25 protein-coding genes are annotated in these 26,800 nt (G+C 74.8%); 9 read left to right on the top strand and 16 right to left on the bottom strand.

All coding sequences use genetic code 11. From position 1 onward, the window contains the following. Window positions 1-56: 56 nt before the first annotated feature. From nuoK to ACYVKY_RS03095, 7 genes are read right to left on the bottom strand one after another with little or no spacing between them, the layout of a single operon-like run. On the bottom strand, window positions 57-407 hold the full coding sequence (gene nuoK / locus ACYVKY_RS03125) for an NADH-quinone oxidoreductase subunit NuoK (protein ID WP_460433532.1): 351 nt from the start codon (window positions 405-407) through the stop codon (window positions 57-59). Next, window positions 404-943, bottom strand: a complete 540-nt coding sequence (locus tag ACYVKY_RS03120; protein WP_460433531.1) for an NADH-quinone oxidoreductase subunit J family protein — start codon at window positions 941-943, stop codon at window positions 404-406. The genes nuoK and ACYVKY_RS03120 overlap by 4 nt, the downstream gene beginning before the upstream one ends. Then, on the bottom strand, window positions 940-1,506 hold the full coding sequence (locus ACYVKY_RS03115; RefSeq protein ID WP_460433530.1) for a NuoI/complex I 23 kDa subunit family protein: 567 nt from the start codon (window positions 1,504-1,506) through the stop codon (window positions 940-942). Before ACYVKY_RS03115 ends, ACYVKY_RS03120 begins: the two co-directional genes overlap by 4 nt. Beyond that, on the bottom strand, window positions 1,503-2,480 hold the full coding sequence (gene nuoH / locus ACYVKY_RS03110; RefSeq protein ID WP_460433529.1) for an NADH-quinone oxidoreductase subunit NuoH: 978 nt from the start codon (window positions 2,478-2,480) through the stop codon (window positions 1,503-1,505). The genes ACYVKY_RS03115 and nuoH overlap by 4 nt, the downstream gene beginning before the upstream one ends. Next, window positions 2,464-3,087 (bottom strand): NADH-quinone oxidoreductase subunit C, encoded by a 624-nt coding sequence (locus ACYVKY_RS03105; protein WP_460433528.1) that lies wholly within the window; start codon window positions 3,085-3,087, stop codon window positions 2,464-2,466. Before ACYVKY_RS03105 ends, nuoH begins: the two co-directional genes overlap by 17 nt. Further along, window positions 3,084-3,611 (bottom strand): NADH-quinone oxidoreductase subunit B, encoded by a 528-nt coding sequence (locus ACYVKY_RS03100; protein ID WP_460433527.1) that lies wholly within the window; start codon window positions 3,609-3,611, stop codon window positions 3,084-3,086. Before ACYVKY_RS03100 ends, ACYVKY_RS03105 begins: the two co-directional genes overlap by 4 nt. Next, on the bottom strand, window positions 3,602-4,006 hold the full coding sequence (locus ACYVKY_RS03095; protein ID WP_460433526.1) for an NADH-quinone oxidoreductase subunit A: 405 nt from the start codon (window positions 4,004-4,006) through the stop codon (window positions 3,602-3,604). The genes ACYVKY_RS03100 and ACYVKY_RS03095 overlap by 10 nt, the downstream gene beginning before the upstream one ends. A 28-nt stretch (window positions 4,007-4,034) precedes the next feature. On the opposite strand from ACYVKY_RS03095, the gene ACYVKY_RS03090 reads away from it, so the two are divergent. The 7 genes from ACYVKY_RS03090 to ACYVKY_RS03060 all read left to right on the top strand — a co-directional run bounded on the left by ACYVKY_RS03090 (window position 4,035) and on the right by ACYVKY_RS03060 (window position 12,106). Beyond that, the gene (locus ACYVKY_RS03090) at window positions 4,035-4,871 is read left to right on the top strand and encodes an arylamine N-acetyltransferase family protein (protein ID WP_460433525.1); all 837 of its coding nucleotides are present in this window, start codon (window positions 4,035-4,037) and stop codon (window positions 4,869-4,871) included. A gap of 147 nt (window positions 4,872-5,018) precedes the next feature. Further along, window positions 5,019-5,828, top strand: a complete 810-nt coding sequence (ppk2, locus tag ACYVKY_RS03085) for a polyphosphate kinase 2 family protein (protein WP_460433524.1) — start codon at window positions 5,019-5,021, stop codon at window positions 5,826-5,828. 200 nt (window positions 5,829-6,028) lie between these two features. After that, a complete protein-coding gene (locus tag ACYVKY_RS03080) occupies window positions 6,029-7,930 on the top strand; it encodes a 2-oxoacid:acceptor oxidoreductase subunit alpha (protein WP_460433523.1) in 1,902 nt (633 codons plus the stop codon). Further along, the gene (locus ACYVKY_RS03075; RefSeq protein WP_460433522.1) at window positions 7,927-9,021 is read left to right on the top strand and encodes a 2-oxoacid:ferredoxin oxidoreductase subunit beta; all 1,095 of its coding nucleotides are present in this window, start codon (window positions 7,927-7,929) and stop codon (window positions 9,019-9,021) included. Before ACYVKY_RS03080 ends, ACYVKY_RS03075 begins: the two co-directional genes overlap by 4 nt. 120 nt (window positions 9,022-9,141) lie before the next feature. Beyond that, window positions 9,142-9,678 carry a hypothetical protein gene (locus ACYVKY_RS03070; protein ID WP_460433521.1) on the top strand — a complete coding sequence of 179 codons (537 nt, stop codon included), beginning with the start codon at window positions 9,142-9,144 and terminating at the stop codon, window positions 9,676-9,678. A 57-nt stretch (window positions 9,679-9,735) separates the two neighbouring features. Next, window positions 9,736-10,227 (top strand): MarR family winged helix-turn-helix transcriptional regulator, encoded by a 492-nt coding sequence (locus ACYVKY_RS03065; protein ID WP_460433520.1) that lies wholly within the window; start codon window positions 9,736-9,738, stop codon window positions 10,225-10,227. 103 nt (window positions 10,228-10,330) lie between these two features. Next, the gene (locus tag ACYVKY_RS03060) at window positions 10,331-12,106 is read left to right on the top strand and encodes a GAF domain-containing SpoIIE family protein phosphatase (protein WP_460433519.1); all 1,776 of its coding nucleotides are present in this window, start codon (window positions 10,331-10,333) and stop codon (window positions 12,104-12,106) included. Here ACYVKY_RS03060 and ACYVKY_RS03055 read toward each other — a convergent pair. The 6 genes from ACYVKY_RS03055 to ACYVKY_RS03030 all read right to left on the bottom strand — a co-directional run bounded on the left by ACYVKY_RS03055 (window position 12,098) and on the right by ACYVKY_RS03030 (window position 19,223). Continuing rightward, window positions 12,098-12,535 (bottom strand): DUF6069 family protein, encoded by a 438-nt coding sequence (locus tag ACYVKY_RS03055; protein WP_460433518.1) that lies wholly within the window; start codon window positions 12,533-12,535, stop codon window positions 12,098-12,100. The genes ACYVKY_RS03060 and ACYVKY_RS03055 overlap by 9 nt on opposite strands. 59 nt (window positions 12,536-12,594) lie before the next feature. Next, on the bottom strand, window positions 12,595-14,421 hold the full coding sequence (locus ACYVKY_RS03050; RefSeq protein ID WP_460433517.1) for an ABC-F family ATP-binding cassette domain-containing protein: 1,827 nt from the start codon (window positions 14,419-14,421) through the stop codon (window positions 12,595-12,597). 64 nt (window positions 14,422-14,485) lie between these two features. Continuing rightward, window positions 14,486-16,201: a RecQ family ATP-dependent DNA helicase gene (locus ACYVKY_RS03045; protein ID WP_460433516.1), complete on the bottom strand. Its 1,716-nt coding sequence runs from the start codon at window positions 16,199-16,201 to the stop codon at window positions 14,486-14,488. A 48-nt stretch (window positions 16,202-16,249) separates the two neighbouring features. Then, window positions 16,250-17,176 carry a 4-(cytidine 5'-diphospho)-2-C-methyl-D-erythritol kinase gene (locus ACYVKY_RS03040; protein ID WP_460433515.1) on the bottom strand — a complete coding sequence of 309 codons (927 nt, stop codon included), beginning with the start codon at window positions 17,174-17,176 and terminating at the stop codon, window positions 16,250-16,252. Window positions 17,177-17,211: 35 nt separating this feature from the next. Further along, window positions 17,212-18,135, bottom strand: a complete 924-nt coding sequence (gene rsmA / locus ACYVKY_RS03035; RefSeq protein ID WP_460433514.1) for a ribosomal RNA small subunit methyltransferase A — start codon at window positions 18,133-18,135, stop codon at window positions 17,212-17,214. Further along, the gene (locus tag ACYVKY_RS03030; protein WP_460433513.1) at window positions 18,099-19,223 is read right to left on the bottom strand and encodes a transglycosylase family protein; all 1,125 of its coding nucleotides are present in this window, start codon (window positions 19,221-19,223) and stop codon (window positions 18,099-18,101) included. Before ACYVKY_RS03030 ends, rsmA begins: the two co-directional genes overlap by 37 nt. Window positions 19,224-19,488: 265 nt before the next feature. On the opposite strand from ACYVKY_RS03030, the gene ACYVKY_RS03025 reads away from it, so the two are divergent. Beyond that, on the top strand, window positions 19,489-20,691 hold the full coding sequence (locus ACYVKY_RS03025; protein ID WP_460433512.1) for a spore photoproduct lyase family protein: 1,203 nt from the start codon (window positions 19,489-19,491) through the stop codon (window positions 20,689-20,691). Between the two features lie 4 nt (window positions 20,692-20,695). Here ACYVKY_RS03025 and ACYVKY_RS03020 read toward each other — a convergent pair whose 3' ends face one another. Together ACYVKY_RS03020 and metG are read right to left on the bottom strand one after the other, a co-directional pair. Continuing rightward, entirely contained in the window at window positions 20,696-21,562 is an 867-nt protein-coding gene (locus tag ACYVKY_RS03020) for a TatD family hydrolase (RefSeq protein WP_460433511.1), read from the bottom strand. Window positions 21,563-21,569: 7 nt separating this feature from the next. Then, window positions 21,570-23,366: a methionine--tRNA ligase gene (gene metG, locus ACYVKY_RS03015; RefSeq protein ID WP_460433510.1), complete on the bottom strand. Its 1,797-nt coding sequence runs from the start codon at window positions 23,364-23,366 to the stop codon at window positions 21,570-21,572. Between the two features lie 24 nt (window positions 23,367-23,390). On the opposite strand from metG, the gene ACYVKY_RS03010 reads away from it, so the two are divergent. Next, entirely contained in the window at window positions 23,391-25,577 is a 2,187-nt protein-coding gene (locus ACYVKY_RS03010; RefSeq protein ID WP_460433509.1) for an alpha-galactosidase, read from the top strand. A gap of 28 nt (window positions 25,578-25,605) precedes the next feature. Here ACYVKY_RS03010 and ACYVKY_RS03005 read toward each other — a convergent pair whose 3' ends face one another. Next, window positions 25,606-26,727: a GGDEF domain-containing protein gene (locus ACYVKY_RS03005; protein ID WP_460433508.1), complete on the bottom strand. Its 1,122-nt coding sequence runs from the start codon at window positions 26,725-26,727 to the stop codon at window positions 25,606-25,608. Between the last annotated feature and the right edge of the window lie 73 nt (window positions 26,728-26,800).

Here is a 26,800-nt window from a genome sequence, read left to right as displayed (position 1 = left end):
GACGACGGCGGCGAGCGCCGGCGCGAGCACCAGCAGGACGGCGGCGTCGGACGCGTTCACGCGGCCCCCCGCTCGCCGGACGGGCGCGCCGCCTCGCCGAGCGAGCGCGCGCCGCGCACGTCGGAGGTGCCGCGGGTGCGGAACAGCAGGAGCACGACGGCGAGCGCGAGCCCGATCTCGGCGGCGGCGATCGTGACCACGAACAGCGCGCCGACCTGGCCGGACAGCAGCGGGTCGCCGCCGTCGCGGGCCGCGAGGTCGGTGGTGACGAGCAGCAGCACACCGGCGTTCAGCAGCAGCTCGGCGCCGACCAGCACCATGACGGCGTTGCGGCGGGCCAGCACGCCGTGCACGCCCAGGCCGGCCAGCACGCCGACGAGCAGCCACGGGACGAGCAGGTCGATCACGGCGTCCCCCCGCCGGAGCGGCCGCGGCTGACGGCCACCGCCGCGACGAGCGCGGCCAGCAGCAGCACCGACACCAGCTCGAACGGCAGCACCCAGCTGCCGAACAGCGCCTCGCCGAGCGGGCGGGCGGCGCCGCGGGCGGCGTCGCGGACGACGACCCGGTCCCCGTCCGCGGCCGCGACGAGCGAGCCGGCGACGAGGACGGCGGTGGCCAGGCCCGCGACCCCCGCGAGCACCCGCACGGGGCGGGGCGAGTCGAGGTCGTCGGGACCGCCGGGCTCGGGCCGCGGGCCCGTCGGGGCGCGGGTGAGCATCAGCGCGAACAGCACCAGGACGACGACCGCGCCGACGTAGACGAGCAGCTGCACCAGCGCGACCACCTCGGCGCCGAGCAGCAGGTACACCCCGGCCACGCCCCCGAGCGCGACGACGAGCCACAGCGCGGCGTGCACGACGCTGCGGCTGGTGACGGCCAGCAGCCCCGCCGCGGCGGTGAGCAGCGCGACCGCGGCCATCGCGACGTCGAGCCCGCTCACGCCTCCTCCCGCGGGGGCCGGGCGGGGCGCTCGGGGCGGGCGGGGCGCTCCGCCCGGGCGGGGCGGGCCGGGCGGGTGGAGGCCGTCGTCTCCTTCGGCTCCGGCGCGGCGGGGTCGAGGGCGGGCGGCGGGGGCACCGTCCACATCCACTCGCGCAGCCGCTCCTTCTCGTGCGTGAGGTCGCCGATGTCGGTGTGCGAGTACTCGAACTGCGGCGACCAGAACAGCGCGTCGAACGGGCAGACCTCGATGCAGATGCCGCAGTACATGCACAGCGAGAAGTCGATGGCGAAGCGGTCGAGGACGTTGCGCTGCCGGTCGCGGGCGGCGCCCTCGACGGTGACCGTCTCCTTGTGCGAGTCGATGTAGATGCACCAGTCGGGGCACTCGCGCGCGCACAGCATGCAGACGGTGCAGTTCTCCTCGAGCAGCGCGATCACGCCGCGGCTGCGCGGCGGCAGCTCGGGCGCCACCTCGGGGTACTCGGCGGTGACGGTCGGACGGCCGAGCGTCCGCAGCGTGACGGCGAGGCCCCGGGCCAGACCGCGCAGGGGCCCGGTCACAGCGCCACCACCACGACGGCCGTGAGCGCCAGCTGGGCCAGTGCCACCGGGACGAGCACGACCCACGCGAGCCGCTGCAGCTGGTCCTCGCGCAGCCGCGGCCACGACACCCGGATCCAGATGACGACGAACGACACCAGGCCGACCTTGAGCAGCGTCCAGAGCCAGCCGAGCACCTCGGGGAACGGACCCGCCCAACCGCCCAGGAACAGCACCGCGAACAGCGCCGACATCACGACGATGCCCGCGTACTCGGCGAGCAGGAAGAAGGCGAACCGCAGCCCGGCGTACTCGGTGTACGGGCCCATGACGAGCTCGGAGTCGGCGATCGGCATGTCGAACGGTGGCCGCTGCAGCTCGGCCACGGCGGCGACGAGGAACACCAGCGCGGCCGGCGCCTGCCACACGAGCCACCACCACTGCCACGCGTCGGCGATGCCGCTCAGGTTCAGCGTCCCGGCCGCCATCGCGACCGACGTGGCAGCCAGCACCAGCGGCAGCTCGTACGCGAGCAGCTGTGCGGCCGAACGCATCCCACCGAGCAGGCTGTACTTGTTGCCGCTCGACCAGCCGCCCATCAGGGTGCCGAGCACGCCGATCGCCGAGACCGCGAGGACGAAGAGCAGCCCGGCGTCGACGTCGGCCCCGACCACGCCCGGCGCGAGCGGGATGGCGGCCAGGGCCACGAGGTACGGCACCAGCGCGACGCCGGGTGCCAGGCGGAAGACGGTGCGGTCGGCGGCCGCCGGCACCGGGTCCTCCTTCTGCACGAACTTCACGCCGTCGGCGACGAGCTGGGCCCAGCCGTGGAACGCCCCGGCGTACATCGGGCCGAGCCGGCCCTGCATGTGCGCCATCACCTTGTGCTCGGTCTGGCCGACGACCAGCGGCAGCACGAGGAACGCGGCGAGGACGCAGACCGCGCGCAGCACGACCTCGAGGACGTCGCCGAGCAGCTCAGGCACGGTCGTCACCCGTGTCGACCGGACCGACGGGCTCGTGCGCGTCGCGCGGCCCCCAGGTGGCGGCGTCGGGGACGCCCGGCGGCAGCAGCTTGCGCCGCGACGGCGACGCGGCCTGGCCGTCACCGCTCTCCCCCGGCTCCTTGGCGCCCGGCCACGGCTTCGCGGCGCGCGCCGCGAGCTGGAACGACTTGCGCAGCGGGGTGCCCTCGAAGCCGTCCGGCAGCAGCAGGGGGCGCAGGCCCTGGCCGGAGCCGTCGTCGAAACCGGCGAAGCCGATGCCGAACATCTCGTGCGTCTCGCGCTCGTGCCAGGCCGCTCCGGCGAAGACGCTCGTGAGGCTGTCGATCTCGGGCGCCTCGGTGCCGACGCGTGCCCGCAGCAGCACCCGCCGCAGGGGCGAGAACCCGACGAGGTGCACGACGACGTCGGCGCCGACCGGGCGGTCGCCGACCGCCTCGGGCTCGTCGACGGCCGACAGCCAGTCGAAGTACGTGAAACCCGCGTCGTGGCAGGCGGTCACGGCCTCCACCCAGCGGTCGGCGGGGACGTCGACGCAGGGCGTCCCTGCGGCGTCCGACTCGTCGACGACGAGGCCCTCGGGCCAGGCGACGCTCATCCGTCCGCGCCCGGATAGCGCTCCGAGAGGTCCTCGCCGGCGATCTTGTTCTGCAGCGTGACGATGCCGTGCAGCAGCGCCTCCGGCCGCGGCGGGCACCCCGGGACGTAGACGTCGACGGGCACGATCTGGTCGACGCCCTTGGTGACGCAGTACGAGTCCCAGTACGGCCCACCGCTGTTGGAGCAGGCACCGAAGGAGATGACGTACTTCGGGTCGGGCATCTGGTCGTAGAGCCGCCGCACCGCCGGCGCCATCTTGTCGGTGACGGTGCCGCTGACGACCATCAGGTCGGCCTGGCGGGGGCCGTTCGCGAACGGGATGACGCCGAGCCGGATGAAGTCGTTGCGCGACATCGAGGCCGCGATGAACTCGATCGCGCAGCAGGCCAGCCCGAAGTTGAAGACCCACAGGCTGTACCTGCGTCCCCAGTTCAGGACGTACCGCACCGGGTCGGGGACGAGCTGCTGCGCCCGACCGACCGTCGGCACGGGCAGGTGCACGGGCCCCTCGTTCACCGCCACGTCAGCACCCCCGCCCGCCACACGTGCACGAGGCCGACCGCGAGGATGCCGAGGAAGACGCCCATCGTCACCACCGTGGCCCAGCCGTAGAGCTCGACGACCGTGGCCCAGGGGAACAGGTAGACCGCGTCGACCGCGAACACGACGTAGAGGAACGCGTACAGGTAGTAGCGGACGTTCGTCTGCGCCCAGCCGGTGCCGACCGGGTCGACGCCGGACTCGTAGGTGGTGGCCTTGCCGCGGCTCGGCGCGCTCGGGCGCAGCAACCGGTTGACGGTCATGCCCGCGACGACGACCAGCACGCCCGCGAGCGCCACCGCCCCGACCACGACGTAGCCGCCGGGGTCCTGGGTCGGCACGCCCACCGAGGCCGGCAGCGCTGCGGACGCGAGCACCCGGCGAGCCTAGTGGGATGCTGCCCGGGTGGGCACCGACGTGTGGCGCGTGGACCGCCTCGACCTGGACGGGTACCTGGAGCGCGTCGGCGTGGCCGCGCGGCCACCGGGCCGCGCGGCGCTGGACGAGCTGTACGAGGCGCACGTGCGGCGGTTCACCTTCGACAACCTCGACGTGCTGCTCGAGACGCACCCCGGCGTCGACCTCGACGCCGTCCAGGCCAAGTTCGTCGGACGCGGGCGCGGCGGCTACTGCTTCGAGCACGCGACCCTGCTGGCGGCCGCCCTCGAGCGGCTCGGGTACGCGGTGGAGCGCCGGCTTGCCCGGGTCGGCGACGTCGACGTCGCGCCGCGCACGCACGCGGTGGTGCTGGTCGACGTCGACGGCGAGCGCGTGCTCGCCGACCCCGGCTTCGGCATGAGCGTGCTGCGCCCGATCACGCTGGCCGACGGCGCGGTCGAGGACCACGGAGGGTGGGCGTACCGGCTGACCCGCGTCGAGACGCCGCAGAGCGGTCCGGCGTGGGAGCTGCACCGCCACCGCGACGGCGCGTGGGAGCTGATGCACACCACCGACGACCTGCCCGTCCGCCCGGTCGACCTCGCGCTCGGCCACCACTGGACGAGCACGCACCCGACGACGCACTTCCGGCACGGGCTGATGGTCACGCGGTTCGGCGACGGCGGGCACACGACCGTGACGCACCAGGCGCTCACCGTCCGGCGTCCCGGCGAGCCGACCGAGCACCGTCCGCTCGAGCCCGGCGAGCTGGGCCACTGGCTGCGCGAGCTCGGGGTCCCCCTCACCGACGACGAGACCACCCGGCTGCTCGAGGTCGCCGACCGCCTGCGCACCGGCGGCTGACGGCTCCGACGGGGCCTCGAGTAGGGCGATCGGGACCTGGACACTGACGCCCGCCGGCCCGGATGCGCACCTCACGCCCCTTCGACCGACCCTGACGGGGCGGGTTCTGCGCAGGACGGCGTGAACGCGACGTCCTAGCCTCGGTCGATGGGGAAGCAGCGCAAGCAGGAGCGCAGGCGGCGGTACGAGGCGGAGCTGCTGCGGCTGCAGACCGAGCTGGTGCAGCTGCAGACGTGGGTGCGCGACACCGGGCAGCGGGTCGTGGTGCTGTTCGAGGGCCGCGACGCTGCGGGCAAGGGCGGGGCGATCACCCGCATCACCGAGTACCTCAACCCGCGGCAGGTGCGGGTCGTCGCGCTGCCGACGCCCACCGAGCGCGAGCGCACGCAGTGGTACTTCCAGCGCTACGTCGAGCACCTGCCGGCGGCCGGGGAGATCGTGCTGTTCGACCGGTCCTGGTACAACCGCGCCGGCGTCGAGCGGGTGATGGGGTACTGCACGCCCGAGCAGGTCGACCTGTTCTTCCGGCAGTGCCCGGGGTTCGAGCAGATGCTCGTCGACGACGGCGTGCTCCTGCGCAAGTACTGGTTCTCGGTGAGCGACGAGGAGCAGGAGCAGCGCTTCCGCTCGCGCGTCGAGGACCCGCTGCGGCGGTGGAAGTTCTCGGCCAACGACCTCGCCACCCGCGACCGGTGGGTCGACTTCTCGCGCGCCAAGGACGAGATGTTCGAGCGCACCGACACCGACGTCGCGCCCTGGTACGTCGTCGAGGCCGACGACAAGCGCGCGGCGCGGATGAACATGATCGCCCACCTGCTCGGCTCGGTGCCGTACGTCCCCACCCCGCTCGAGCCGGTCGAGCTGCCGCCGCGGCCCCCGGCCGAGGACTACGTCCGGCCCCCGCGCGAGCGGTACCGCCAGGTCCCCGACCACGCCGCCGACGTCCTGGACGCCTGACTCCTCGGCGAGGCGGGCACCCACTTGACGAGGCCCGCACGCCACGTCCGGTAGGTGATCGCCAACTGAACGTGGTGAACGAACAGGGGCCGGGGTGTGGCACGTCCCACCTGCTGGGCCGCTCGGCAGCGCCGGTAAGGGGAGCCTACGATGGCGTAGGAAGTACTGGACATCCTGACCGAGGGACGGTAAGGGCGCAGATGACGACGCAGGAGACCGACGCGACGACCGATCGTCCGGTCGAGACGCTCGAACGCGTCGTGATCCGCTTCGCCGGCGACTCCGGCGACGGCATGCAGCTGACCGGCGACCGGTTCACCGCCGAGACCGCCGCGCTGGGCAACGACCTGGCGACGCTGCCGAACTTCCCGGCCGAGATCCGGGCACCTGCCGGCACGCTCCCGGGCGTCTCGAGCTTCCAGCTGCACTTCGCCGACCACGACGTGCTCACCCCCGGCGACGCCCCCGACGTGCTCGTCGCGATGAACCCGGCGGCGCTCAGGGCGAACCTCGGCGACCTGCCGCGCGGCGGCACGGTCATCGTCGACTCCGACGAGTTCACGACGCGCGCGCTCAGCAAGGTCGGCTACTCGGCGAACCCGCTCGAGGACGGCTCGCTCGAGTCGTACCGGGTGCACGCGCTGCCGCTCACCTCGATGACGGTGAAGGCGCTCGAGGGCCTCGACCTCACCCGCAAGGACGCCGAGCGCAGCAAGAACATGTTCAGCCTCGGGCTGCTGTCGTGGCTCTACGACCGCCCCACCACGGGCACCGAGGCGTTCCTGGTGCAGAAGTTCGCGAAGAAGCCGGTGATCCTCGAGGCCAACCTCACCGCGCTCAAGGCGGGCTGGGCCTACGGCGAGACGATCGAGGGCTTCGCCGTCCGCTACACCGTGGCCCCCGCGCCGGCGCCGACCGGCACGTACCGCAACGTCACCGGCAACACCGCGCTCGCCTACGGCCTCGTCGCCGCGGCGCACCGCGCCGGCCTGCGGCTGGTGCTCGGGTCGTACCCGATCACGCCGGCGTCCGACATCCTGCACACGCTCTCGGGCCTGAAGCACCTGGGCGTCACGACGCTGCAGGCCGAGGACGAGATCGCCGCCGTCGGCATGGCGCTCGGCGCCTCGTACGGCGGTGCCATCGGCGTGACGTCCACGTCCGGGCCGGGTCTGGCGCTCAAGGCCGAGACGATCGGCCTGGCCGTCTCGCTCGAGCTGCCGCTCGTCGTGGTCGACGTGCAGCGCGGCGGGCCGTCGACGGGCATGCCGACCAAGACCGAGCAGGCCGACCTGCTGCAGGCGCTGCACGGCCGCAACGGCGAGGCCCCGCTGCCCGTGGTCGCCGCGCAGTCGCCGGTCGACTGCTTCGACGCCGCCGTCGAGGCCGTCCGCATCGCCACCACCTACCGCACCCCGGTGGTCCTGCTGTCGGACGGCTACCTGGCGAACGGGTCCGAGCCGTGGCAGGTGCCGTCGGTCGCCTCGCTCCCCGACCTGCGGGTGCCGTTCGCGTCCGAGACCAACGCCGAGGACGCCAAGGGCGCACCGGTGTTCCACCCGTACGTCCGCGACCCGCAGACCCTCGCCCGCCCGTGGGCGCCCCCCGGCGTCCCGGGGCTCGAGCACCGCATCGGCGGCATCGAGAAGGCGAACCTCACCGGCGAGATCTCCTACGACCCCGACAACCACGAGCTGATGACGCGGCTGCGCCAGTCGAAGGTCGACGGCGTCGACGTGCCCGACGTCGAGGTCGACGACCCGGGCGCCGCGAACGGCGCCGGTCCCGCCCGGCTGCTGGTGCTCGGCTGGGGGTCCACCTACGGCCCGGTCGCGTCCGCGACCCGTGCCGCGCGCCAGGCCGGGACGCCCGTGGCCCGCGCCCACCTGCGCCACCTCAACCCGTTCCCGGCGAACCTCGGCGAGGTGCTGCGCCGCTACGACCGGGTGCTCGTCCCGGAGATGAACTCCGGCCAGCTCGCGCTGCTGCTGCGCGCCCGGTACCTCGTCGACGTGCAGGGGTACTCGCGGGTGCGCGGCCTGCCGTTCTCGTCCGCCGAGCTGGTGGAGCAGATCCAGCTGCACGCGAAGGAGATCTCGTGACGATCCAGCTCGGCCTCCCCGGCGTCCGCACCGGGCTCGAGGGCGTCCCGACCCTCGGCGAGGGAGAAGCCCTCTCCAAGAAGGACTTCACGTCCGGCAGCGAGGTGCGGTGGTGCCCCGGCTGCGGCGACTACGCGATCCTCGCGGCCGTCCAGGCGTTCATGCCCGAGCTCGGCATCAAGCGCGAGAACGTGGTGTGCGTCAGCGGCATCGGCTGCTCCTCGCGCTTCCCGTACTACCTCGACACCTACGGCCTGCACTCGATCCACGGCCGCGCGCCCGCGATCGCCACCGGCCTCGCGGTCAGCCGCCCCGACCTGAACGTCTGGGTCGTCACCGGCGACGGCGACGCGCTGTCGATCGGCGGCAACCACCTGATCCACGCCATGCGGCGCAACGTGAACCTCACCGTGCTGCTGTTCAACAACCGGATCTACGGGCTGACCAAGGGCCAGTACTCGCCGACGTCCGAGGTCGGCAAGGTCACCAAGTCGACGCCGGCGGGCTCGGCCGACCACCCGTTCAACCCGGTGTCGCTCGCGCTCGGTGCCGAGGCCACCTTCGTCGCCCGGACGATGGACTCCGACCGCAAGCACCTGCAGCAGGTGCTGCGGAACGCGGTGGCGCACAGGGGTGCTGCGCTCGTCGAGATCTACCAGAACTGCCCGATCTTCAACGACGGCGCGTTCGACGTGCTCAAGGACCGCGAGCAGGCCGAGGCCCGCCTGGTGCACCTCGACCAGGGGCAGCCGATCCTGTTCGGCGGTGAGGCCGACCGCAAGGCGGTCGTGCGCAGCGCGTCCGGTGGCGCCGAGGTCGTGGCGGTCTCCGAGCTCGGCGGCCGCGAGCCGCTGGTGCACGACGCCACCGCCGACGACCCGACGCAGGCGTTCGCGATCTCCCGCCTCGACGACCCGACGATGGCCGCGGTGCCGGTCGGGGTGTTCCGCCAGTTCGAGCGGCCGACCTACGACGACGTCGTGCGCAGCCAGGTGCACGGCGCCGGCTACGAGGGCGGCGACGCCCCGCGCACCGGCGACGACGACCTCGACGCGCTGCTGCTCGGTTCCGACACCTGGACGGTCGCCTGACCGTCCCGGTCGCCAGCGACCCGCGAGAACGCCTGGGGACAGCCGGGAACCGACCAGCGCCCGACGTGGTCCCATGGGGGTGACGGCCGGACGGCGGCCGCCCGACGAGAGGACCACCCCGTGCGCACCCGGCTCCTGACCGCCCTCGGCCTCGGCGCCCTGCTGCTGACCGCGTGCTCGCCCGAGCCCGGGCCGGTGGCCGACCCGACGACGGCCGGCCCGACGACGCCGGCCACGAGCGAGCCGACGACGAGCGAGCCGACGGCCGACCCGCAGGCGGAGTCCGACGCGGCCCACGCCGCGTTACAGGCCGCGCTGAAGGCCGCGTTCGACGCGACCCAGGCGGCCCTCGACGAGCGGCAGGCCTGCCCTCCCGGCGACGACCTCACCTGCATGATCGCCGCCACCTCGACGGCGGCCGACGTCGCCCGCACCCACGGCCCGCTGCTCGAGGCGGCCGCCGCCGAGGGCGGCGCGCCCTGCCTGCAGGAGGTCGCCCGGCTGCAGGTGCAGGTGCTGAACCAGTACGTCGAGCAGGAGCGGCTGTTCGCCACCGGCACGAGCAACGAGACCTACCCGCTCGCCGAGATCGACGCGGCGAACGACGCCGTGCTGCCGATCCAGGCGCAGCAGGAGGCGGCGCTCGAGACCTGCTGACGAGGCCGTCAAGAGTCTCGGCGTCGAGAATCTCGACGGCGGGCCTATCCTGGGCCGGTGCCCCAGGACGAGGTCGACCGCATCGTCGCCGCCTGGCGCCGCGAGCGGCCGGACCTCGACGTCTCGCCGCTCGAGGTCCTCTCCCGCGTCGACCGGCTCTCGCGCCACCTCGACCGCGCGCGCCGGGCCGCCTTCGCGGCGCACGGCCTGGAGGCCTGGGCGTTCGACGTGCTCGCCGCCCTGCGCCGGGCGGGACACCCGTACCAGCTCTCGCCCGGGCAGCTGGTCACCCAGACCCTCGTGACGAGCGGGACGATGACCAACCGCGTCGACCGGCTGGCGGCGCAGGGCCTGGTCACCCGGCTGCCGGACCCCAGCGACCGCCGAGGCGTCCTCGTGCGGCTCACCGACACCGGCCGCGAGCGGGTCGACGCCGCGGTCGAGGACCTCGTCCGGCGCGAGCACGGCCTGCTCGCCGCGCTCGCCGAGCCCGACCGCGACGCGCTCGTCGCTACCCTGCGCGCGCTCGTCCGCCCGTTCGACGGCTGAGCGGCACCCGGACGGCGGCACCACCCGCGCGGTGCGCGCCCGTCCGCCACGCGGCGCGTCGTCGGCGCCGGGTCGTGGTGCGAGAGCCCCTACGATCCAGGGCATGTCGGACGACGTCGCCGCTCGGACGAGCGACCCGCAGCGGCTGCGCCGCCTCGCTGCGGCGACCGCCGAGCTCCTCGTCGCCGACTCGCACGAGGCCGTGGCGAAGGTGGTCACCGACCACCTCACCGAGGCGGCCGGCGCGGCGATCGGGTCGCTCTCGCTGGCCCTCGACGACACGACCCTGACGATGGTCGGCATCACCGGCGTGCAGGACTCGGTCCGCCGGCGGTGGGCCACCTTCCCGGTCAGCGGCACCAACCCCGCCGCCGAGGCGTTCCGCACCCGCCGCCGGGTGCTCGTCAGCGGGCTGGACGAGATCCGGCGGCGCTACCCGGACCTGGAGATGGCCAGCGAGGGCGAGCGGACGCTGCTGGCCCTGCCCCTGCTCGTCGGCGGCGACCGCTGCGTGGGCGTGCTCAACCTGTCGTTCGCCGGCCGGCGCGACCTCGACGAGACCGAGCGGATCTTCCTGCGCCTGCTCGCCGACACCTGCGCGGCGGCGATCGACCGGGTCGACGCCCAGCGCGCCGTCGCCGACCGGCAGACCGAGCTGTCGCTGCTCGCCGACGCCGCGTCCAGCCTGGCCGGCGACCTCGACCTGGAGAGCACGCTGCGGGCCGTCGCCCAGGCGGCTGTCCCGTCGTTCGCCGACTGGTGCGCGATCTCGCTCGCCGAGGACGGGCGCCTGCGGACCATCGCCGTCGCGCACAACCGACCCGAGCTCGACGACACGGTGCGCCTGCTGCAGGAGCGCTACCCCGCCTCACCCGAGGACACCGGCGGCCCGTACGCGGTGCTCCGCACCGGACGCAGCGTCCTGGTCCCGGACGTCACCGACGAGATGCTCGCCCACGGCGCGAAGGACGAGGAGCACCTGCGGCTGATCCGGCTGCTCGAGGCGCGCAGCGCGATGTCGTGCCCGCTGACGGTGCACGAACGGGTCCTCGGCGTCGTCACCTGGGTCGCGGGCGAGCACGGACGCCGGTTCGGTCCCGCCGACCTCGGCGTCGGCGAGGAGATCGCCCGCCGCGCCGCCGTGGCCATCGACAACGCCCAGCTGCACAGCCAGGTGCGCGACGTCGCGCTCGAGCTGCAGGAGGCGGTGCTGCCGGCCGCGCTCCCCCAGCCGCCCGGGTGGGGCGTCGCGGTGCGCTACCTGCCCGCCGGGCGGACGGACGCCGGCGGCGACTTCTACGGCCTGGTGCCGCTCGGGGACCGCTTCGCGCTGTTCGTCGGCGACGTGATGGGGCGCGGGGTGGCGGCGGCCGCCGTGATGGCGCAGATGCGGTCGACGCTGCGCGCGCTCGTGGCGCTCGACGACCGGCCGGACGCCGTGATGGCCCACCTCGACCGGGTCTTCGACGTCCTGCAGGTCGAGCAGCTCGTGACCGCCGTCTACGCCGTGGTGGGCGACGACGGGCGCACCGAGGTGGTGAGCGCGGGGCACCCACCCGCCCTGGTCGTGCGCGCCGACTCCTCGGTCGAGCTGCTGCGCCCGCAGGCCACCTTCCTGCTCGGTGCGGGCGGGGGCGAGCGGTCGGTGCTCGAGACGGTGGTGGCGCCCGGCGAGGTGCTGGTGCTGCACACCGACGGCCTGACCGAGCGCCCCGGCGAGGACGCCGACGTCAGCACGGCGCGGCTGGTCTCGGCCCTGCGCGACCTGCGGGGGGACGACCTCGACGGCTGGCTCGACCGCGTCGTCGCGGCCGTGCGCGACCCCCGCCGCGACGACGACGTGGCCGTCGTGCTGGTGCGGCGCGACGCCTCAGGCTGAGGCGAGCGCCCCCTGCGGCAGCGCGCGGCGCACCGCGAGGAACCAGGAGAAGCCGACGCACACGTGCAGGACGGCGAGCGTCAGCCGGGTCTCGGTCGAGGCGTCGGCCAGCAGCGGCAGCGCCGCGGTGAGCACCCCGATGCCGAGGCCCGCCCAGGCGAGCAGGTTCCAGGCGTGGGCGCCGAAGCGGCCCACCAGCGCCAGCACGACGGTCGCCGCGGCGAGCGGGCCGACCGTCATCGCGGCGACCTGGGGCACGCCGACGGTCGTCGTGGTGCCGCCCTGGGTGACCTCGAGGTCGGCGCCGGTGGACCGGCCGACCAGCACCACCGCGATGTTCACGACCAGCGCGGTGACCAGGGCGACCACCCCGGGGCGCACGGCGGCGCCGGGACGGATCGGGGCGGCGGGGTCGGCGGCGTCGCTCACGGGTGCTCCTCGCTGGGGCGGTGGGGAGATCGGACGGTGGGGATCTCGGACGGGTGGGGTCAGCCCGCGACCTCGGCGGCCTCGAGCCAGGCCTCCTCGGCGGCCTCCCGCTCGGCGACGACCGAGCGCAGCTCGGCGTCGAGGGCCAGGACGCGGGTGTGGTCGGTGGCGGCCTCGGCCATCTGCGCGTGCAGCTCGCCCTCGCGCCGGGTGAGCCGGTCGACCGCGCGCTCGAGCCGGGCGACCTCCTTGCGCGCCGCGCGCACCTGCGCGCTCGACGGCCCGGCGGGTGCCGCCGCGGAGGGGGCGGCCGCGGGCGACGGGGCCCCGCCGGCCACGGGCACGGTCTCGCGCAGGCGCAGGTACTCCTCGACCCCACCCGGCAGGTCGCGGACGCGGCCGTCGCCGAGCAGCGCGACCTGCCGGTCGCAGACCCGCTCGAGCAGGTACCGGTCGTGGGAGACGACGACGAGGGTGCCGGCGTAGGAGTCGAGCAGGTCCTCGAGCGCGGCCAGCGTGTCGGTGTCGAGGTCGTTCGTCGGCTCGTCGAGCAGCAGTACGTTGGGCTCGTGGACGAGCAGGCGCACGAGCGCGAGCCGTCGTCGCTCCCCTCCCGAGAGGTCGGCGACGGGCGTCCACGCGCGCTCGCCGGTGAAGCCCAGGCGCTCGACGAGCTGCGTCGCGCTGACCTCCTTGCCGCCGACCTGCACCGCACCCTTCTCGCGCTGCACCGCCTCGACGACCCGGTAGCCGGCGACCTCGTCGAGCTCGCGCAGGTGCTGGGTCAGGGCGCCGAGCCGGACGGTCGAGCCCCGCTTCACCCGTCCCGCGTCCGGGACGAGCTCGCCGGCTAGCAGCCGCAGCACCGTGGTCTTCCCGGAGCCGTTCACGCCGACCACGCCCACCCGGTCGCCCGGGGCCAGCCGCCAGGTCACGCCGTCGAGCAGCGTCCGGCGCACGCCGTCCTGCTCGACCGCGTAGGTGACGTCCTCGAGGTCGAGAACGTCCTTGCCGAGCCGGGCCGAGGCGGTGGCGACCAGCTCGACCGAGTCGCGCGGCGGCGGCTCGTGCGCCACCAGCGCCGACGCCGCGTCGATGCGGAACTTCGGCTTGGACGTGCGCGCGGGGGCACCCCGGCGCAGCCAGGCGAGCTCCCTGCGCAGCAGGTTGGCGCGCCGTTCGTCGGTGACGGCCTGCACCCGGGCGCGCTCGGCCCGCGCGAGCACGTAGGCGGCGTACCCGCCCTCGTACGCGTCGACGACGCCGTCGTGCACCTCCCAGGTGGTGGTGCAGACGGCGTCGAGGAACCACCGGTCGTGGGTGACGACGAGCAGGGCGCCGCGGCCGGCCGGCCAGCGGGTGCGCAGGTGCTCGGCCAGCCACGCGACGCCCTCGACGTCGAGGTGGTTCGTCGGCTCGTCGAGCACCAGCAGGTCGTGGTCGCCGAGCAGCACGGCGGCCAGCGCGACGCGTCGGCGCTGCCCGCCCGACAGCGCCGACACCGGCGCGTCGTACCCGCCGGGGACAGCCGCCTCGATGTCGGACAGCAGGCCCGCCAGCACGCCGCGCACCGCGGCGTCGCCGGCCCAGGCGTGCGTGCCGGCGGCGAGCCGGTCGGGTCCGAGCACGGTCTCGAGCACGGTGCCGGACGAGGTGAGGTCGGCCTGCTCGAGGTACCCGACGCGCAGGTCGCGGGTGTGGGTGACGCGGCCGCCGTCGAGGTCCTGGCGTCGGGTCAGGGTGCGCAGCAGGGTGCTCTTGCCGTCGCCGTTGCGGCCGACGACGCCCACCCGGTCGCCGTCGTCGAGGCCGAGGCTGACGCGGTCGAGCACGGTGCGGGCGGCCAGCACGACGGTCGCCGACTCGGCGTTCAGCAGGTGGGCCATGGCGCGTCCATCCTCGCACCCGCCGCGGGCGCGTCCGGACGTGCGGGTCGCCCGCCGGGAGTGGTCAGCCGACCACGCGCAGCAGGTCGGTGCCGGCCAGCGCCCCGAGCGCGAGCGTGCGGTACCCCTCGTCCTCGAGCAGGACGGTGACCCGGTCGGCCTCGAGCTGCACCACGGTGCCGCGGCCCCACTCGCGGTGCTCGACCCGTTGCCCCGGCTGCAGCGCCGGCACGTCGCCGAGGTCGACCTCGGCGGCGCGCTCGGCCTGCTCGCGCGCCGAGCCGTCGCGGCAGGTGTCGCAGCCGCCGCACGGGCCGTCCGGGGTCTCGCCGAAGTAGCCGAGCAGCACCTGCCGCCGGCAGCCCGTCGTCTCCGCGTACGCGCGCACCATGTCGAGGCGGGTGCGCGCGACCCGCCGCCGCGTCTCGTCGGCGTCGAGCGCGGCGGTGACCGCGCCGCCCTTGGCGACGCCCTCGACCCAGACGAGCCCCTTCGGCGAGCAGAGCACCGCCCCGACCTGCTCGAGCAGGTTCACCGCGGCCGTCACCTTGGCCCGGCTGCCCGGGACCTGCTCGTGCAGCGCGCTTCTCGTCAGCCGGTCGGGGGCAGCGCGGTGCACGCGGTTCGCCACGGCGCGCACCACGTCCTCGTCGGCCGCGCCGCCGCCGAGGAACCGCTGCAGCCCGAGGTCCTCCGGCCGGTACCAGAGCGCCGCCAGGGCCGGCTCGCCGTCGCGGCCCGCGCGACCGGCCTCCTGGTAGTACGAGTCGAGCGAGTCGGTCACCGAGGCGTGCACGACGAACCGCACGTCGGCCTTGTCGATGCCCATGCCGAAGGCCGACGTCGCGACGACGACGTCGAGGTCGCCGGCCAGGAACTCCTCGTGCACCCGCGTGCGCTCGGCTTCGCGCAGACCGGCGTGGTAGGCCGCCGCCGACAGCCCGAGCCCGCTCAGCTCCCCCGCGTACCGCTCGGCGTCCCGCCGGGTCGCGGTGTACACCAGGCCCGGCTTGGCCGAGGTGGCCGCGCGCAGCAGCACCTGCTCGCGCTTGTCGTCGTCGGACGTCGTGCGGGTCACCTCGAGCCACAGGTTCGGCCGGTCGAACCCCTCGACCAGCACGAGCGGGTCGCGCATCCGCAGCCGCGCGACGACGTCGTCGCGCACGGGGGGCGACGCGGTCGCGGTGAGCGCCGCCACGGTCGGGCGGCCGAGCGCCTCGACGGCCTCGCCCACCCGCAGGTAGTCCGGACGGAAGTCGTGGCCCCACTGCGAGACGCAGTGGGCCTCGTCGACCACGAGGAGGGAGGGCTGGAGGAACTGGAGCCGCTCGAGCACGTCGTCGCGGGCGAGCTGCTCGGGCGAGAGGAAGACGAACCGCGCGGAGCCGTCGGCGGCCCGGGCCCAGGCGTCGTCGCGCTCGGCCACCGACAGCCGCGAGTTCACCGCGACCGCGTCGTCGACGCCGGTGCCGGCGAGCGAGACGACCTGGTCGTGCTGGAGCGCGATCAGCGGCGAGACCACCACGGTCGCGCGCGGGAGCGCGAGCCCGGCGAGCTGGTACACCGCCGACTTGCCGTGCCCCGTCGGCATCACCACGAGCGCGTCGCGACCCGCGGCCAGGGCCCCGGCCGCCTCGGCCTGTCCGGGCCGCAAGGTCGTCCACCCGAACCGGTCGGCCGCGATCTCGCGCAGGGTCGCGGCGACGTCGGCGGGGACGTCGGCCGGAGCCGCGTCGGCGGGCGGCGCGGGGACGCTGGGGTCGAGGGGTTCGGCGCTCACCCCTCCACCCTGCGGTCCGGTTCGCGGTCGCGCGCGCCGAGCCGGGGGTCAGCGGTGGACGACCTGCTCGACCACGCGCGCGCCGCCGACCGGCGCGGTGACGCGCAGCACGTCGCGGCACGTCCCGGACGCCGACAGCGCGACCGACAGGTCGAGCGCGGCGTCGTTGTCGGGCACGAGGAACGCGACCGTCGGACCGGACCCGGAGACCAGCGCGCCGAGCGCGCGCTCGCCCTCGCCGACCTCGAGGGTGCGCTGCAGGTCGGGGGCGAGGCTGAGCGCGGCCGGCTGCAGGTCGTTGTGGAGCGCGGCGCCGAGGGCCGCGGGGTCACCGGTGCGCAGCGCCTGCATGAGCGACGCGGGGACGACGGGGTCGGGGACGTCGCGGCCGTCGCGCAGCCGGTCGCACTCGGCGTAGACCGCGGGCGTCGACAGGCCGCCGTCGGCGAGGGCGAGCACCCAGTGGTACTCGCCGCGCGCCAGCGCCGGCGAGACCCGTTCTCCGCGACCAGTTCCGACGGCGGTCCCGCCGACGAGCGAGAAGGGGACGTCGGACCCGAGCTGCGCGGCGAGGTCGGCCAGCTCGTCGCGGGCCAGGCCGGTGCGCCACAGGACGTCGCAGGCGACGAGCGCGGCGGCGGCGTCGGCCGACCCGCCGGCCATGCCGCCCGCGACCGGGATGCGCTTGGTGACGCGCAGGTGCGCCCCCTCCGCCACGCCCGCGCGCTCGGCCAGCAGCCGGGCCGCGCGCACCGCGAGGTTCGACCCGTCCGCCGGGACGGCGTCGGCGCCCTCGCCCTCGACCTCGACGGTGACGTCGTCGGCCGGCGTGGCGTGCAGGTCGTCGTAGAGCGAGACCGCCTGGTAGACGGTGGCGAGCTCGTGGAAGCCGTCGGGCCGGGGCGGACCGACCGCCAGCCCGAGGTTGATCTTCGCGGGCACGCGGACGCGGACGCCGTCGGCCGTGACCGTCATGCGAGCCGCCTCCCGTCGCCCGGTGAGCACCGACCCTAGTCGGCTGCGGCGCGCCCCGGCGCGTCGGGACGGGCCGCCGCGGCGACGGCCGCGAACTGCTCGACGGTGAGCCGCTCGCCGCGGGTGCGCGGGTCGATCCCGGCCGCCACCAGCGCGGCCTCGGCGCGGTCGGCACCACCCGCCCAGCCCGCCAGCGCGGCGCGCAGGGTCTTGCGGCGCTGCGCGAACGCGGCGTCGACGACGGCGAAGACCTCCTCGCGGGAGGCGGAGGTCTCCGGGGGGTCGCGTCGCACCAGGCGCACCAGCGCCGACTCGACGTTGGGCACCGGCCAGAACACCGAGCGCCCGACCGACCCCGCGCGGGTGGTCTCGGCCCACCAGGCCGCCTTCACCGACGGGACGCCGTAGGTGCGGCTGCCCGGCCCGGCGGCGAGCCGGTCGGCCACCTCCGACTGCACCATCACCAGCGCGGTGCGCAGCGACGGGAACCGTTCGAGGAAGGAGAGCAGGACCGGCACCGCCACGTTGTACGGCAGGTTGGCCACGAGCGCCGTGGGCGGCGGGCCCGGCAGCGCGGTGACCTCGAGGGCGTCGGCCGCGACCACGGTGAGCGCGGTCGCGCGGTCGGGCCGGCGGTCGGCGACCGTGGCGGTCAGCTGTCCGGCGAGCACCGGGTCGACCTCGACGGCCACGACGGCGGCGACGACGTCGAGCAGACCCAGCGTCAACGAGCCGAGACCCGGCCCCACCTCGACGACCACGTCGTCGCCGCCGACGCCGGAGCGGCGCACGATCGAGCGGACGGTGTTGGCGTCCACCACGAAGTTCTGGCCGAGGGTCTTCGTCGGCCGGACGCCGAGACGGCCTGCCAGGTCCCGGATGTCGCCGGGACCGAGCAGGCCGTCAGGGGTGGTGTGCTCGCTCAGCGCAGACCGAGCTTGTCGGCGCAGGCCGGCCACGGGTTGAACCCGCGGGCGGCGTGCAGCCGCTCGGCGACCGCGATCTGCTGCTCCCGCGTGTTCTGGTGCGGGTAGCCGCTGCCGCCGTTCGACTGCCAGGTGCTCAGGTTGAACTGCAGGCCGCCGTAGTAGCCGTTGCCGGTGTTGATCGACCAGTTGCCGCCGGACTCGCACTGCGCCAGACGGTCCCAGACCGAGCTGCCGGGGGCGTAGTTCGGCGGGGCGCTCGGCACGGTCGGCTTCGGCTTGGTGCCCTTCAGGACGACCTTGGCGGCGGGCGCCTGGGTCAGCGTGCTCGACACCTCGGTGCGCGAGACCTCCGAGCCGTCCGAGGTGGTGATCGACAGCACGATCGTGCGCTGCCCGTCGCGACCGGCCTCGAGGACCTTGGTCTGGCCCTGGAACAGGTCGGCGCTCTCGCGCTCCTCGACCGGGGCGGCCTCGGCGGCGACGTAGGTGTGCTCCTGGGTCACGATGCGGTCGACGTCGACCACGAGCCCGTCCGACAGCGGCGTCTCGAGCGGCACCTTGGTGGTGTCGTCGGCGTCGAGGACGACGCCGAGCTCCTCGAGCAGGGCGGCGACGTCGCGCGAGGTCGAGGTGGCGTCGACGGTGCGGCCGTCGACGAGCACCTGCACGTCCTTGGGGGTGAACAGCTCGAGCTCGGCGCCCGAGCGGGCCAGCCGGGACGAGCGGGAGGACGAGAGCCACGCGCCCTCGGCGCGGATGTCGAGGTCCTCCAGGGCCTGGTCGACGGTCAGCGCCGTCGTCCAGTAGGTCTGCTCCTGGCCGTCGACCGTGACGGTCAGCTGCCGGGCGAACTGCACGAGCACCTCGTCGCCGTCGGAGACGCGGGTGTCGAGCGAGGGGGCGACCAGGTCGCGCTGGCCGACCTCGACGCCGGCCTTCTCGAGCACGTCCTCGACCGAGGTGCGGCCGAAGGCGCTGACCTCGGAGGTCTTGCCGTCGACGGTGAGCTCGACGGTCGTGTCGTTGGCGGCGTACGCGGCGGTGCCACCCACGAGGACGGCGAGGACGGCGGCCTGGCCCGCGATGCGGGTCGCGCGTCCGGAGGGGAACGAGAACACAGGGATCCTGACGTCGATCTGCCCGGGCATCGGAGGCGTTCGGGCACGGCACGGGGCGACGCGCCCGAGCGGTCCCCGGTGTGCTCGCGCGCGAAGGACGTGACCCCGTCACGGTCCCCGTGGGGGCCGCTCCGACGTCACGCCGATGCCGTCGCCCGAGGCCTTCCCCGACCCCGGCTGACGATCCACCGTAACCTGTTCGAGACCTTGCGCGAAATCGATCCGGACAGATCGCGCGATCCCGGCACCCGTGCGACGGTCGAGCATGGGCACCGGGGCGCACCGGAGGACCGACGACGCGATCGACCTCTCGGTCCCGCTCGCACCGGACCTCGACGCGCCCCACGACGCCAGCGGCGAGCAGGCCGACCTGCACGACCTCGCGGGCACGGCGCCGCCGGCACGGGCGGCCCGGCGGTGGCTGCCCCGCCGGGTGGTGGTGACCCCCGCGGCGCTCGAGCACGAGCACGGCCGGCAGGTCGTCGAGCGGGTCGAGCGGCTCGGGATCGAGGTGGAGCGGCTCCGCGCCAACCGCCTGACCGGCGTCCGGGGCGCCACCGACCGCGAGACCTACGCCCGCGCCAAGTCGACGCTCGCCGTCGTGGTGAGCCCGCCGTCGCGCCGGCGGCTGCAGCCCATCGCCCCGAGCGCCGACTGGCGGGTCGACCTCGCCGAGGGCTGCCCCGCGCACTGCCAGTACTGCTACCTCGCCGGGTCGCTGAGCGGCCCACCGGTCACCCGCGTGTACGCCGACCTGGACCTGATCCTGGACGGGCTCGCCGACTACGCGCACCGCGGCACGGTGACCAGCCGCAGGGCCGACCGCGCGCACGAGGGGACGACCTTCGAGGCCTCCTGCTACACCGACCCGCTGGCCCTGGACCACCTCACGGGCTCCTGGGAGCGGGCGGTGCGGCACTTCGGGGCCTGGGACGACGACGTGCAGCTGCGCTGGACCACCAAGTACGACGACGTCGACCGGTTCGTCGGCCTGCCGCACGCCGGGCGCACCCGGGTGCGCCTGTCGGTGAACGCGCTACCGGTCACCACGCGGTTCGAGGGCGGCACCAGCCCGCTCGAGCACCGTGTCGCCGCCCTGCGGCGCCTCGCGCTCGACGGCTACCCGGTGGGGCTCACGGTGGCGCCGATCATGCCCGTGCCCGGCTGGCAGGACGCGTACGACCACCTGCTCGACCTGGTCGCGGCCGCCGTGGACGGCGTCGCCGACCTCGACCTCACCGCCGAGCTCATCACGCACCGGTTCACGCCGGGCAGCAAGGACGTCCTGACCGGCTGGTACCCGCGGACCCGCCTCGAGATGGACGAGGCGAGCCGTTCGCGCAAGCACGGCAGGTACGGCGCGGTGAAGTACGTCTACCCCGCCGACGTGATGCGCGAGCTGCGCACGTGGTTCTCCGGCCGGCTGGCCGAGCGGCTACCAGGGTGCCGCGTCCTCTACTGGACCTAGCGGCTCACCACGGGCCGTACAGCTGCTCGCTCGTGGCGGCCAGCACCTCGCAGACCTGCTCGACCGGCCGGTCGAGCACCTCGGCCACCGCCCGGACGGTGAGGGGGACGAGGTACCCGGCGTTGGGCCGGCCGCGGTAGGGCGCCGGGGTCAGGTACGGGGCGTCGGTCTCGACCTGCACCTGCTCCAGCGGGACCGCCCGCAGCGCCTCCCGCAGCTCGTGCGCGTTCTTGAAGGTGAGGACGCCGGCGAACGAGAGGTACCAGCCCTGCTCGGCGCAGAACCGGGCCATCGCGGCGTCGCCGGAGAAGCAGTGGAAGACGGTGCGGTCGGGCGCCCCCCCGTCGGCGAGCACGCGCAGCACGTCGTCGTGGGTGTCGCGGTCGTGGATCTGCAGCACCTTCCCGAGCCGCTTCGCCATCTCGACGTGCGCCCGGAACGACTCCTCCTGCGCCCGGGCCGCGACGGCGTCGTCGTGGTCGGTGCGGAAGGCGTCGAGCCCGGTCTCCCCCACCACCCGCACCCGCGGGTGCCGCGCCAGCCGCTCGATCTCGGTCAGCGCGTCGTCGAGGGTGCCGGCCGCGGCCAGTCGCGGCGCCTCGTTCGGGTGGATCGCGACGCCGCCGAGCAGCTGCGGGAAGCGCTCGACCGCGCCGACGGTCCACCGGGCCGACTCGAGCTCGCAGCCGATCTGCACCGAGCGCGGCACCCCGGCCCGCTCCGCCGCGAGCAGCAGCGACGCCACGACCTCGTCGGACGCCTCGTGGTCGAGGTGGGTGTGGTCGTCGACCACCCCGCCGCCCACGACGGGCAGCGCCTCGGGCAGCGGCGGGCGGACCTGCGCGTCGGCCCGGCGCTGGCGCTCGGCCACCCCGGTGTCAGCCCGGCCAGCCGCGGTCGTCGGTGACCGCGGGGTCGAGCTTGCGGAACACCGGCACCGGCTTGGCGACCGGCGTGCCGACGACGACGGCCCGCGGCTCCCACCGGGGCGTCGAGGAGTACTCGCCGGTGATGACGGGGTAGCGGGTGAGGCCGGCACCCGACCCGGTGTCGAGCTCGTCGACCTGCTCGACGACCGGCATCGGCACCAGGTCGCCCTCGCCTCCGAGGGTGCGGTGCACGGCGTTGGCCGCGTGCGGCAGGAACGGCGCGAGCAGCAGGTTGCAGTCGCTGACGCACTGCACGGCCACGTGCAGGACGGTCGCGAGCCGCTCGCGCTGGCTCTCGTCCTTCATCTTGTAGGGCTCGGTGGCGGTGAGGTACTTGTTCACCTCGCCCACGACGCGCATCGCCTCGGCGACGCCCGCGCGCAGCCGGTGCCGCCCGATCAGCTCGCCGACGGTGGTGAAACCGCCTCGGACGGAGGCGAGCACGTCCTCGTCGACCTGCTCCAGGGCGCCGGCGGCCGGGATCTCGCCGAAGCTCTTCGCGACCATCGTCGCCGTCCGGTTGACCAGGTTGCCCCAGCCCGCCACCAGCTCGGAGTTGTTGCGGGTGACGAACTCGGCCCAGGTGAAGGCGGCGTCGGAGGTCTCGGGCCCGGCGGCGCAGATGTAGTACCGCAGCGCGTCGGGGCCGTACTTGTCGAGGAAGTCGCCCACGTAGAGCACGTGGCCGCGGCTCGAGGAGAACTGCTGGTCGCCCATCGTGAGGAACTCCGAGGACACGACCTCGGTGGGGAGGTTGAGGACGCCGAACGTCCCCGGCTCGCCGCCGCGGGACCCCTGCCCGTTGTACGCGAGCAGCTCGGCCGGCCAGATCTGGGAGTGGAAGACGATGTTGTCCTTGCCCATGAAGTAGTAGGCCAGGGACTGCGGGTCGTTCCACCACTCGCGCCAGCGCTCCGGCGTCCCCTGCCGACGGGCCCACTCGACCGTCGCCGACAGGTACCCGACGACGGCGTCGAACCAGACGTACAGCTTCTTCGTCGGCTGGTCCTCCCAGCCCGGCACCGGGATGCCCCAGTCGATGTCGCGCGTCATCGCGCGCGGCCGGATCTCCTCGAGGATGTTCTTCGAGAACCGGATCACGTTGGGTCGCCAGGTGCCGGCGGCCTCGCGACCGTCGAGCCACTCGTGCAGCGCGTCGGCGAGCGCGGGCAGGTCGAGCAGGTAGTGCTGGGTCTCGATGAACTCCGGCGTCTCGCCGTTGATCTTGCTGCGCGGGTCGATCAGGTCGGTGGGGTCGAGCTGGTTGCCGCAGTTGTCGCACTGGTCGCCACGGGCCTCGGTGTAGCCGCAGATCGGGCAGGTGCCCTCGATGTAGCGGTCGGGCAGGGTGCGGCCGGTCGACGGGCTGATCGCGCCCTGGGTGGTCTGCTCGACCATGTACCCGTTGTCGCGCACCGTGCGGAACATCTCCTGCACGACCTCGTAGTGGTTGCCGGTCGTGGTGCGGGTGAACAGGTCGTACGACAGCCCGAGGCCGACGAGGTCGCCGACGATGACCGCGTTGTTCGCGTCGGCGAGCTCGCGCGCGGTGACGCCCTCCTTGTCGGCCTGCACCAGGATCGGCGTGCCGTGCTCGTCGGTGCCCGAGACCATCAGCACCTCGTGACCCGCCATCCGCATGTACCGGCTGAACACGTCGGACGGCACGCCGAAACCGGCGACGTGGCCGATGTGGCGCGGGCCGTTGGCGTACGGCCAGGCGACGGCGGACAGGACGTGGGTCATGCCTCCCAGCCTAGTGTTGGCGGGGTGACGACCTCCTCCCGGATCGAGGCCCCCGACCGGCTCGTGCACCTGCGCGAGGCCGGCGTCTCCGTGCTCGTCCGCTGCGCCCCCGACCGCCTCCCGGCCGTCCTGCACTGGGGCGAGGACCTCGGCCCGCTCGACGCCGCCGGGGCCGCGGCGGCGGCGCTCGTCGTCCGCGCCGAGGACGCGTACGAGAACGGGATCGACGCGGGTCCGCCCGCCCTCGTCCCGGAGCCGTGGACGGGGTGGTTCGGGCGTCCCGGCCTGGTCGCCTCGCGCGGCGGCCAGGCGTGGTCGACCCGGTTCCGCACCGACGCCGTGACCGTCGACGGCGCCGACGTCCGCGCGCACCACGAGCAGGGGACCGGGCTGCTCGTCGTCGACGCCGTCGACGACGAGCACGCGCTGCGGCTGCGGCTCGAGCTCGAGCTGCTGACCGGCGGTCTGCTGCGCGCCCGCGCCACGCTGCGCAACGACGGCGACCCGCTGGCCGTGCACGAGCTGTCGCTCTACCTGCCGGTCGCCGACGCCGCCGAGGAGCTGCTCGACCTCACCGGGCGCTGGGGCATGGAGCGGTCGGCCCAGCGCCACCCGTTCGTCGTCGGCAGCCACGTCCGCGAGGGCCGGCGCGGGCGCACCGGGCTCGACTCGCCGTACGTGCTGCACGCGAGCGAGGCCGGCGCCGGGTTCGAGCGCGGCCGCACCTGGGCCGTGCACGTCGGGTGGAGCGGCAACACCCGGTACGTCGCCGAGCACCACGCGTCCGGCGACCGGCTGCTCGGCGGCGGCGAGCTGCTGCTGCCCGACGAGGTGCAGCTCGCGACCGGTGAGGAGTACCGGACCCCCTGGCTGCACGGCGCGTTCGGCGACGGGCTCGACGCCGTGGCCCACCGGTTCCACGACCACCTGCGCTCGCGTCCGCAGCACGTCGACGCACACCGCCCGGTCACGCTGAACGTCTGGGAGGCGGTCTACTTCGACCACGACGCCGACCGGCTGCTCGAGCTCGCGAGGGTCGCGTCCGAGATCGGGATCGAGCGGTTCGTGCTGGACGACGGCTGGTTCGGCGCCCGGCGGCACGACCGCGCCGGCCTCGGCGACTGGACGGTGTCGCCGGACGCCTGGCCCGACGGCCTGCACCCGCTGGTCGACGCCGTGCACGCCCACGGCATGCAGTTCGGCCTGTGGTTCGAGCCGGAGATGGTCAACCTCGACTCCGACCTGGCCCGGGCGCACCCGGAGTGGGTGATGGCCGCGCGGTCGGACCTGCCCGTCGAGCAGCGGCACCAGCACGTGCTCAACCTCGCCGACCCGGCCTGCTACGACGCCGTGCTCGGCCGGCTGCTGGCGGTGCTGGACGAGTACGACGTGCAGTACGTGAAGTGGGACCACAACCGCGACCACGTCGAGGCGGGCCACCGGGGACGCGGGGGCCGCCCCGTCGAGCACGAGCAGACCCTCGCGCTCTACCGGATGCTGGCTGCCGTCAAGGCGGCCCACCCCGACCTCGAGATCGAGTCGTGCTCGGCCGGCGGCGGCCGGATCGACCTCGGCGTGCTCGAGCTCACCGACCGGGTGTGGGTGTCGGACTGCATCGACCCGCTCGAGCGGCAGCGGCTGCTGCGCTGGACCTCCCAGCTGCTCCCGCCGGAGCTGATGGGCTCGCACGTCGGCTCACCGCGCAGCCACACCACCGGCCGCCGGCACGACCTGTCGTTCCGCGCCGCGACCGCGCTGTTCGGCCACTACGGCGTCGAGTGGGACGTCACCACGGCCTCCGACGACGAGCGGGCCGAGCTGGCGGCCTGGATCGCGGAGTGGAAGCGGCACCGCGACCTGCTGGCCACCGGGCGGCTCGTCCGCGGGCCCGACCCGTCCGGCACCACCTGGGTGCACGGGGTCGTGGCGCCGGACGGCTCGCAGGCCCTGGTCGAGATCGCCTCGCTGGCCTGGAGCCTGCCGGAGCGGCCGCCGCGCGCCCGGCTGCGCGGGCTCGACCCGCAGCGCCGCTACCGGGTGACACCGGTGCAGCCCGGCGCCGCGCCGTCCGGGCTGCGCACACCGCCGTGGTGGTCGGCCGAGGGCGCCGTCGTCCCCGGTGCGGTGCTGGAGCGGGTGGGCCTGCAGGTGCCGGCCGTGCACCCCGAGCAGTCGGTGGTGCTGCACCTCGAGGCGGTCGAGGCGGACTGACCTCCCGGCGCCGGTGGCGGCGCCGGTGTCAGCGCTGGGGGTCGGTGCGGACCGGCAGCCGGTCCTCGACGACGAGCCGGTCGCGCCCCTCGCGCTTGGCGCGGTACATCGCGCCGTCGGCCACGCTCACCTGGTGCCACACCCAGGCTGCCGGGTCGGCGCCCGCCGGCGGGCGCTCGACCGCCAGGCCGAGCGAGCAGGTGACGGGCACCGGGCTGTCGGCCGACCGGACGGCGGCCTGCAGCCGCTGCGCGAGCCGGGTCGCCTCGCCGGCGTCCGGGACGCAGGCCAGCACCACCATCTCCTCGCCGCCGGTGCGCGCGGCGAGCTCGTCGGCGCGCACCTGCTGGGCCAGGGCGGCCCCCACCGCGGCGAGCACGGCGTCGCCGACGGCGTGGCCGTGCTCGTCGTTGACCTGCTTGAACCGGTCGACGTCGAGCACCAGCACCGAGAGCATCGCGTGCTCGCGCTGCACCCGGGCGACCAGGTCGGGGGCGCGCTCGGTGACCTGGCGACGGTTCGGCAGGCCGGTGAGCTCGTCGGTGCGCGACAACCGCCAGGTGCGCTCGAGCAGCTGCTCGGCGCGGCGGCGCAGCAGGTAGAGGCTGACGGCGGTGATGACCAGGACCGCACTGTGCACCACGACCTGCACGACCAGGCCGGCGCGGTCGTCCGGGTACCGGGGGTAGAGGGCGAACGCGAGGACCGGCACCAGCACGAGGCAGCTGACGACGAACGCCGCGCGCTGCAGCACCAGCGCACCGGTGACGACCGAGAACAGCAGCATCACCGGGGTCGCGTACCTGCCGGCGTCGGTCACGCACCACACCACGACCACGTAGATGACGTGCCCGTTCAGCACCACGAGCGGCAGCAGCCGCGACGCCATCCGGCGCGAGGTGATCAGGAAGGCGCCGAGCACGAACAGGCCGACCATGACGGCGCCGTAGAGCAGGGTCCAGACGCCGGGGCGCAGCACGCCGGCGACGAACAGGTTGACCGAGCCGAGCAGCCCGCCGAGCAGCGCGAACCACCCGATCATCTGGGGGGCCTTGGTGAACCCGCGGTGCGGGAGGAGCACCTCGCCGGACAGCGGGCTGGGACCCGGGGGCGCGGCGGAGCGTCCCGGTTCGTCCACCACCCCGCCCATGCCGCTCCTGCCGCTCGGCCGGCCCCGTCCGGCGACGCCACCTCGCTGCCGAGGTCCGCGCCCACGCTAACCC

This window comes from Angustibacter speluncae (assembly GCF_054777815.1).
This window is presented reverse-complemented; position numbering and strand designations above follow the sequence as displayed.

Coding starts and splice junctions, on each gene's coding strand:
- ACYVKY_RS03005 (WP_460433508.1), bottom strand. CDS start 26,727: ATGGGCGGGGTGGTGGACGAACCGGGACGCTCCGCCGCGCCCCCGGGT.
- ACYVKY_RS03060 (WP_460433519.1), top strand. CDS start 10,331: ATGTCGGACGACGTCGCCGCTCGGACGAGCGACCCGCAGCGGCTGCGC.
- ACYVKY_RS03025 (WP_460433512.1), top strand. CDS start 19,489: ATGGGCACCGGGGCGCACCGGAGGACCGACGACGCGATCGACCTCTCG.
- ACYVKY_RS03080 (WP_460433523.1), top strand. CDS start 6,029: ATGACGACGCAGGAGACCGACGCGACGACCGATCGTCCGGTCGAGACG.
- metG (WP_460433510.1), bottom strand. CDS start 23,366: ATGACCCACGTCCTGTCCGCCGTCGCCTGGCCGTACGCCAACGGCCCG.
- ppk2 (WP_460433524.1), top strand. CDS start 5,019: ATGGGGAAGCAGCGCAAGCAGGAGCGCAGGCGGCGGTACGAGGCGGAG.
- ACYVKY_RS03040 (WP_460433515.1), bottom strand. CDS start 17,176: ATGACGGTCACGGCCGACGGCGTCCGCGTCCGCGTGCCCGCGAAGATC.
- ACYVKY_RS03105 (WP_460433528.1), bottom strand. CDS start 3,087: ATGAGCGTCGCCTGGCCCGAGGGCCTCGTCGTCGACGAGTCGGACGCC.
- ACYVKY_RS03050 (WP_460433517.1), bottom strand. CDS start 14,421: ATGGCCCACCTGCTGAACGCCGAGTCGGCGACCGTCGTGCTGGCCGCC.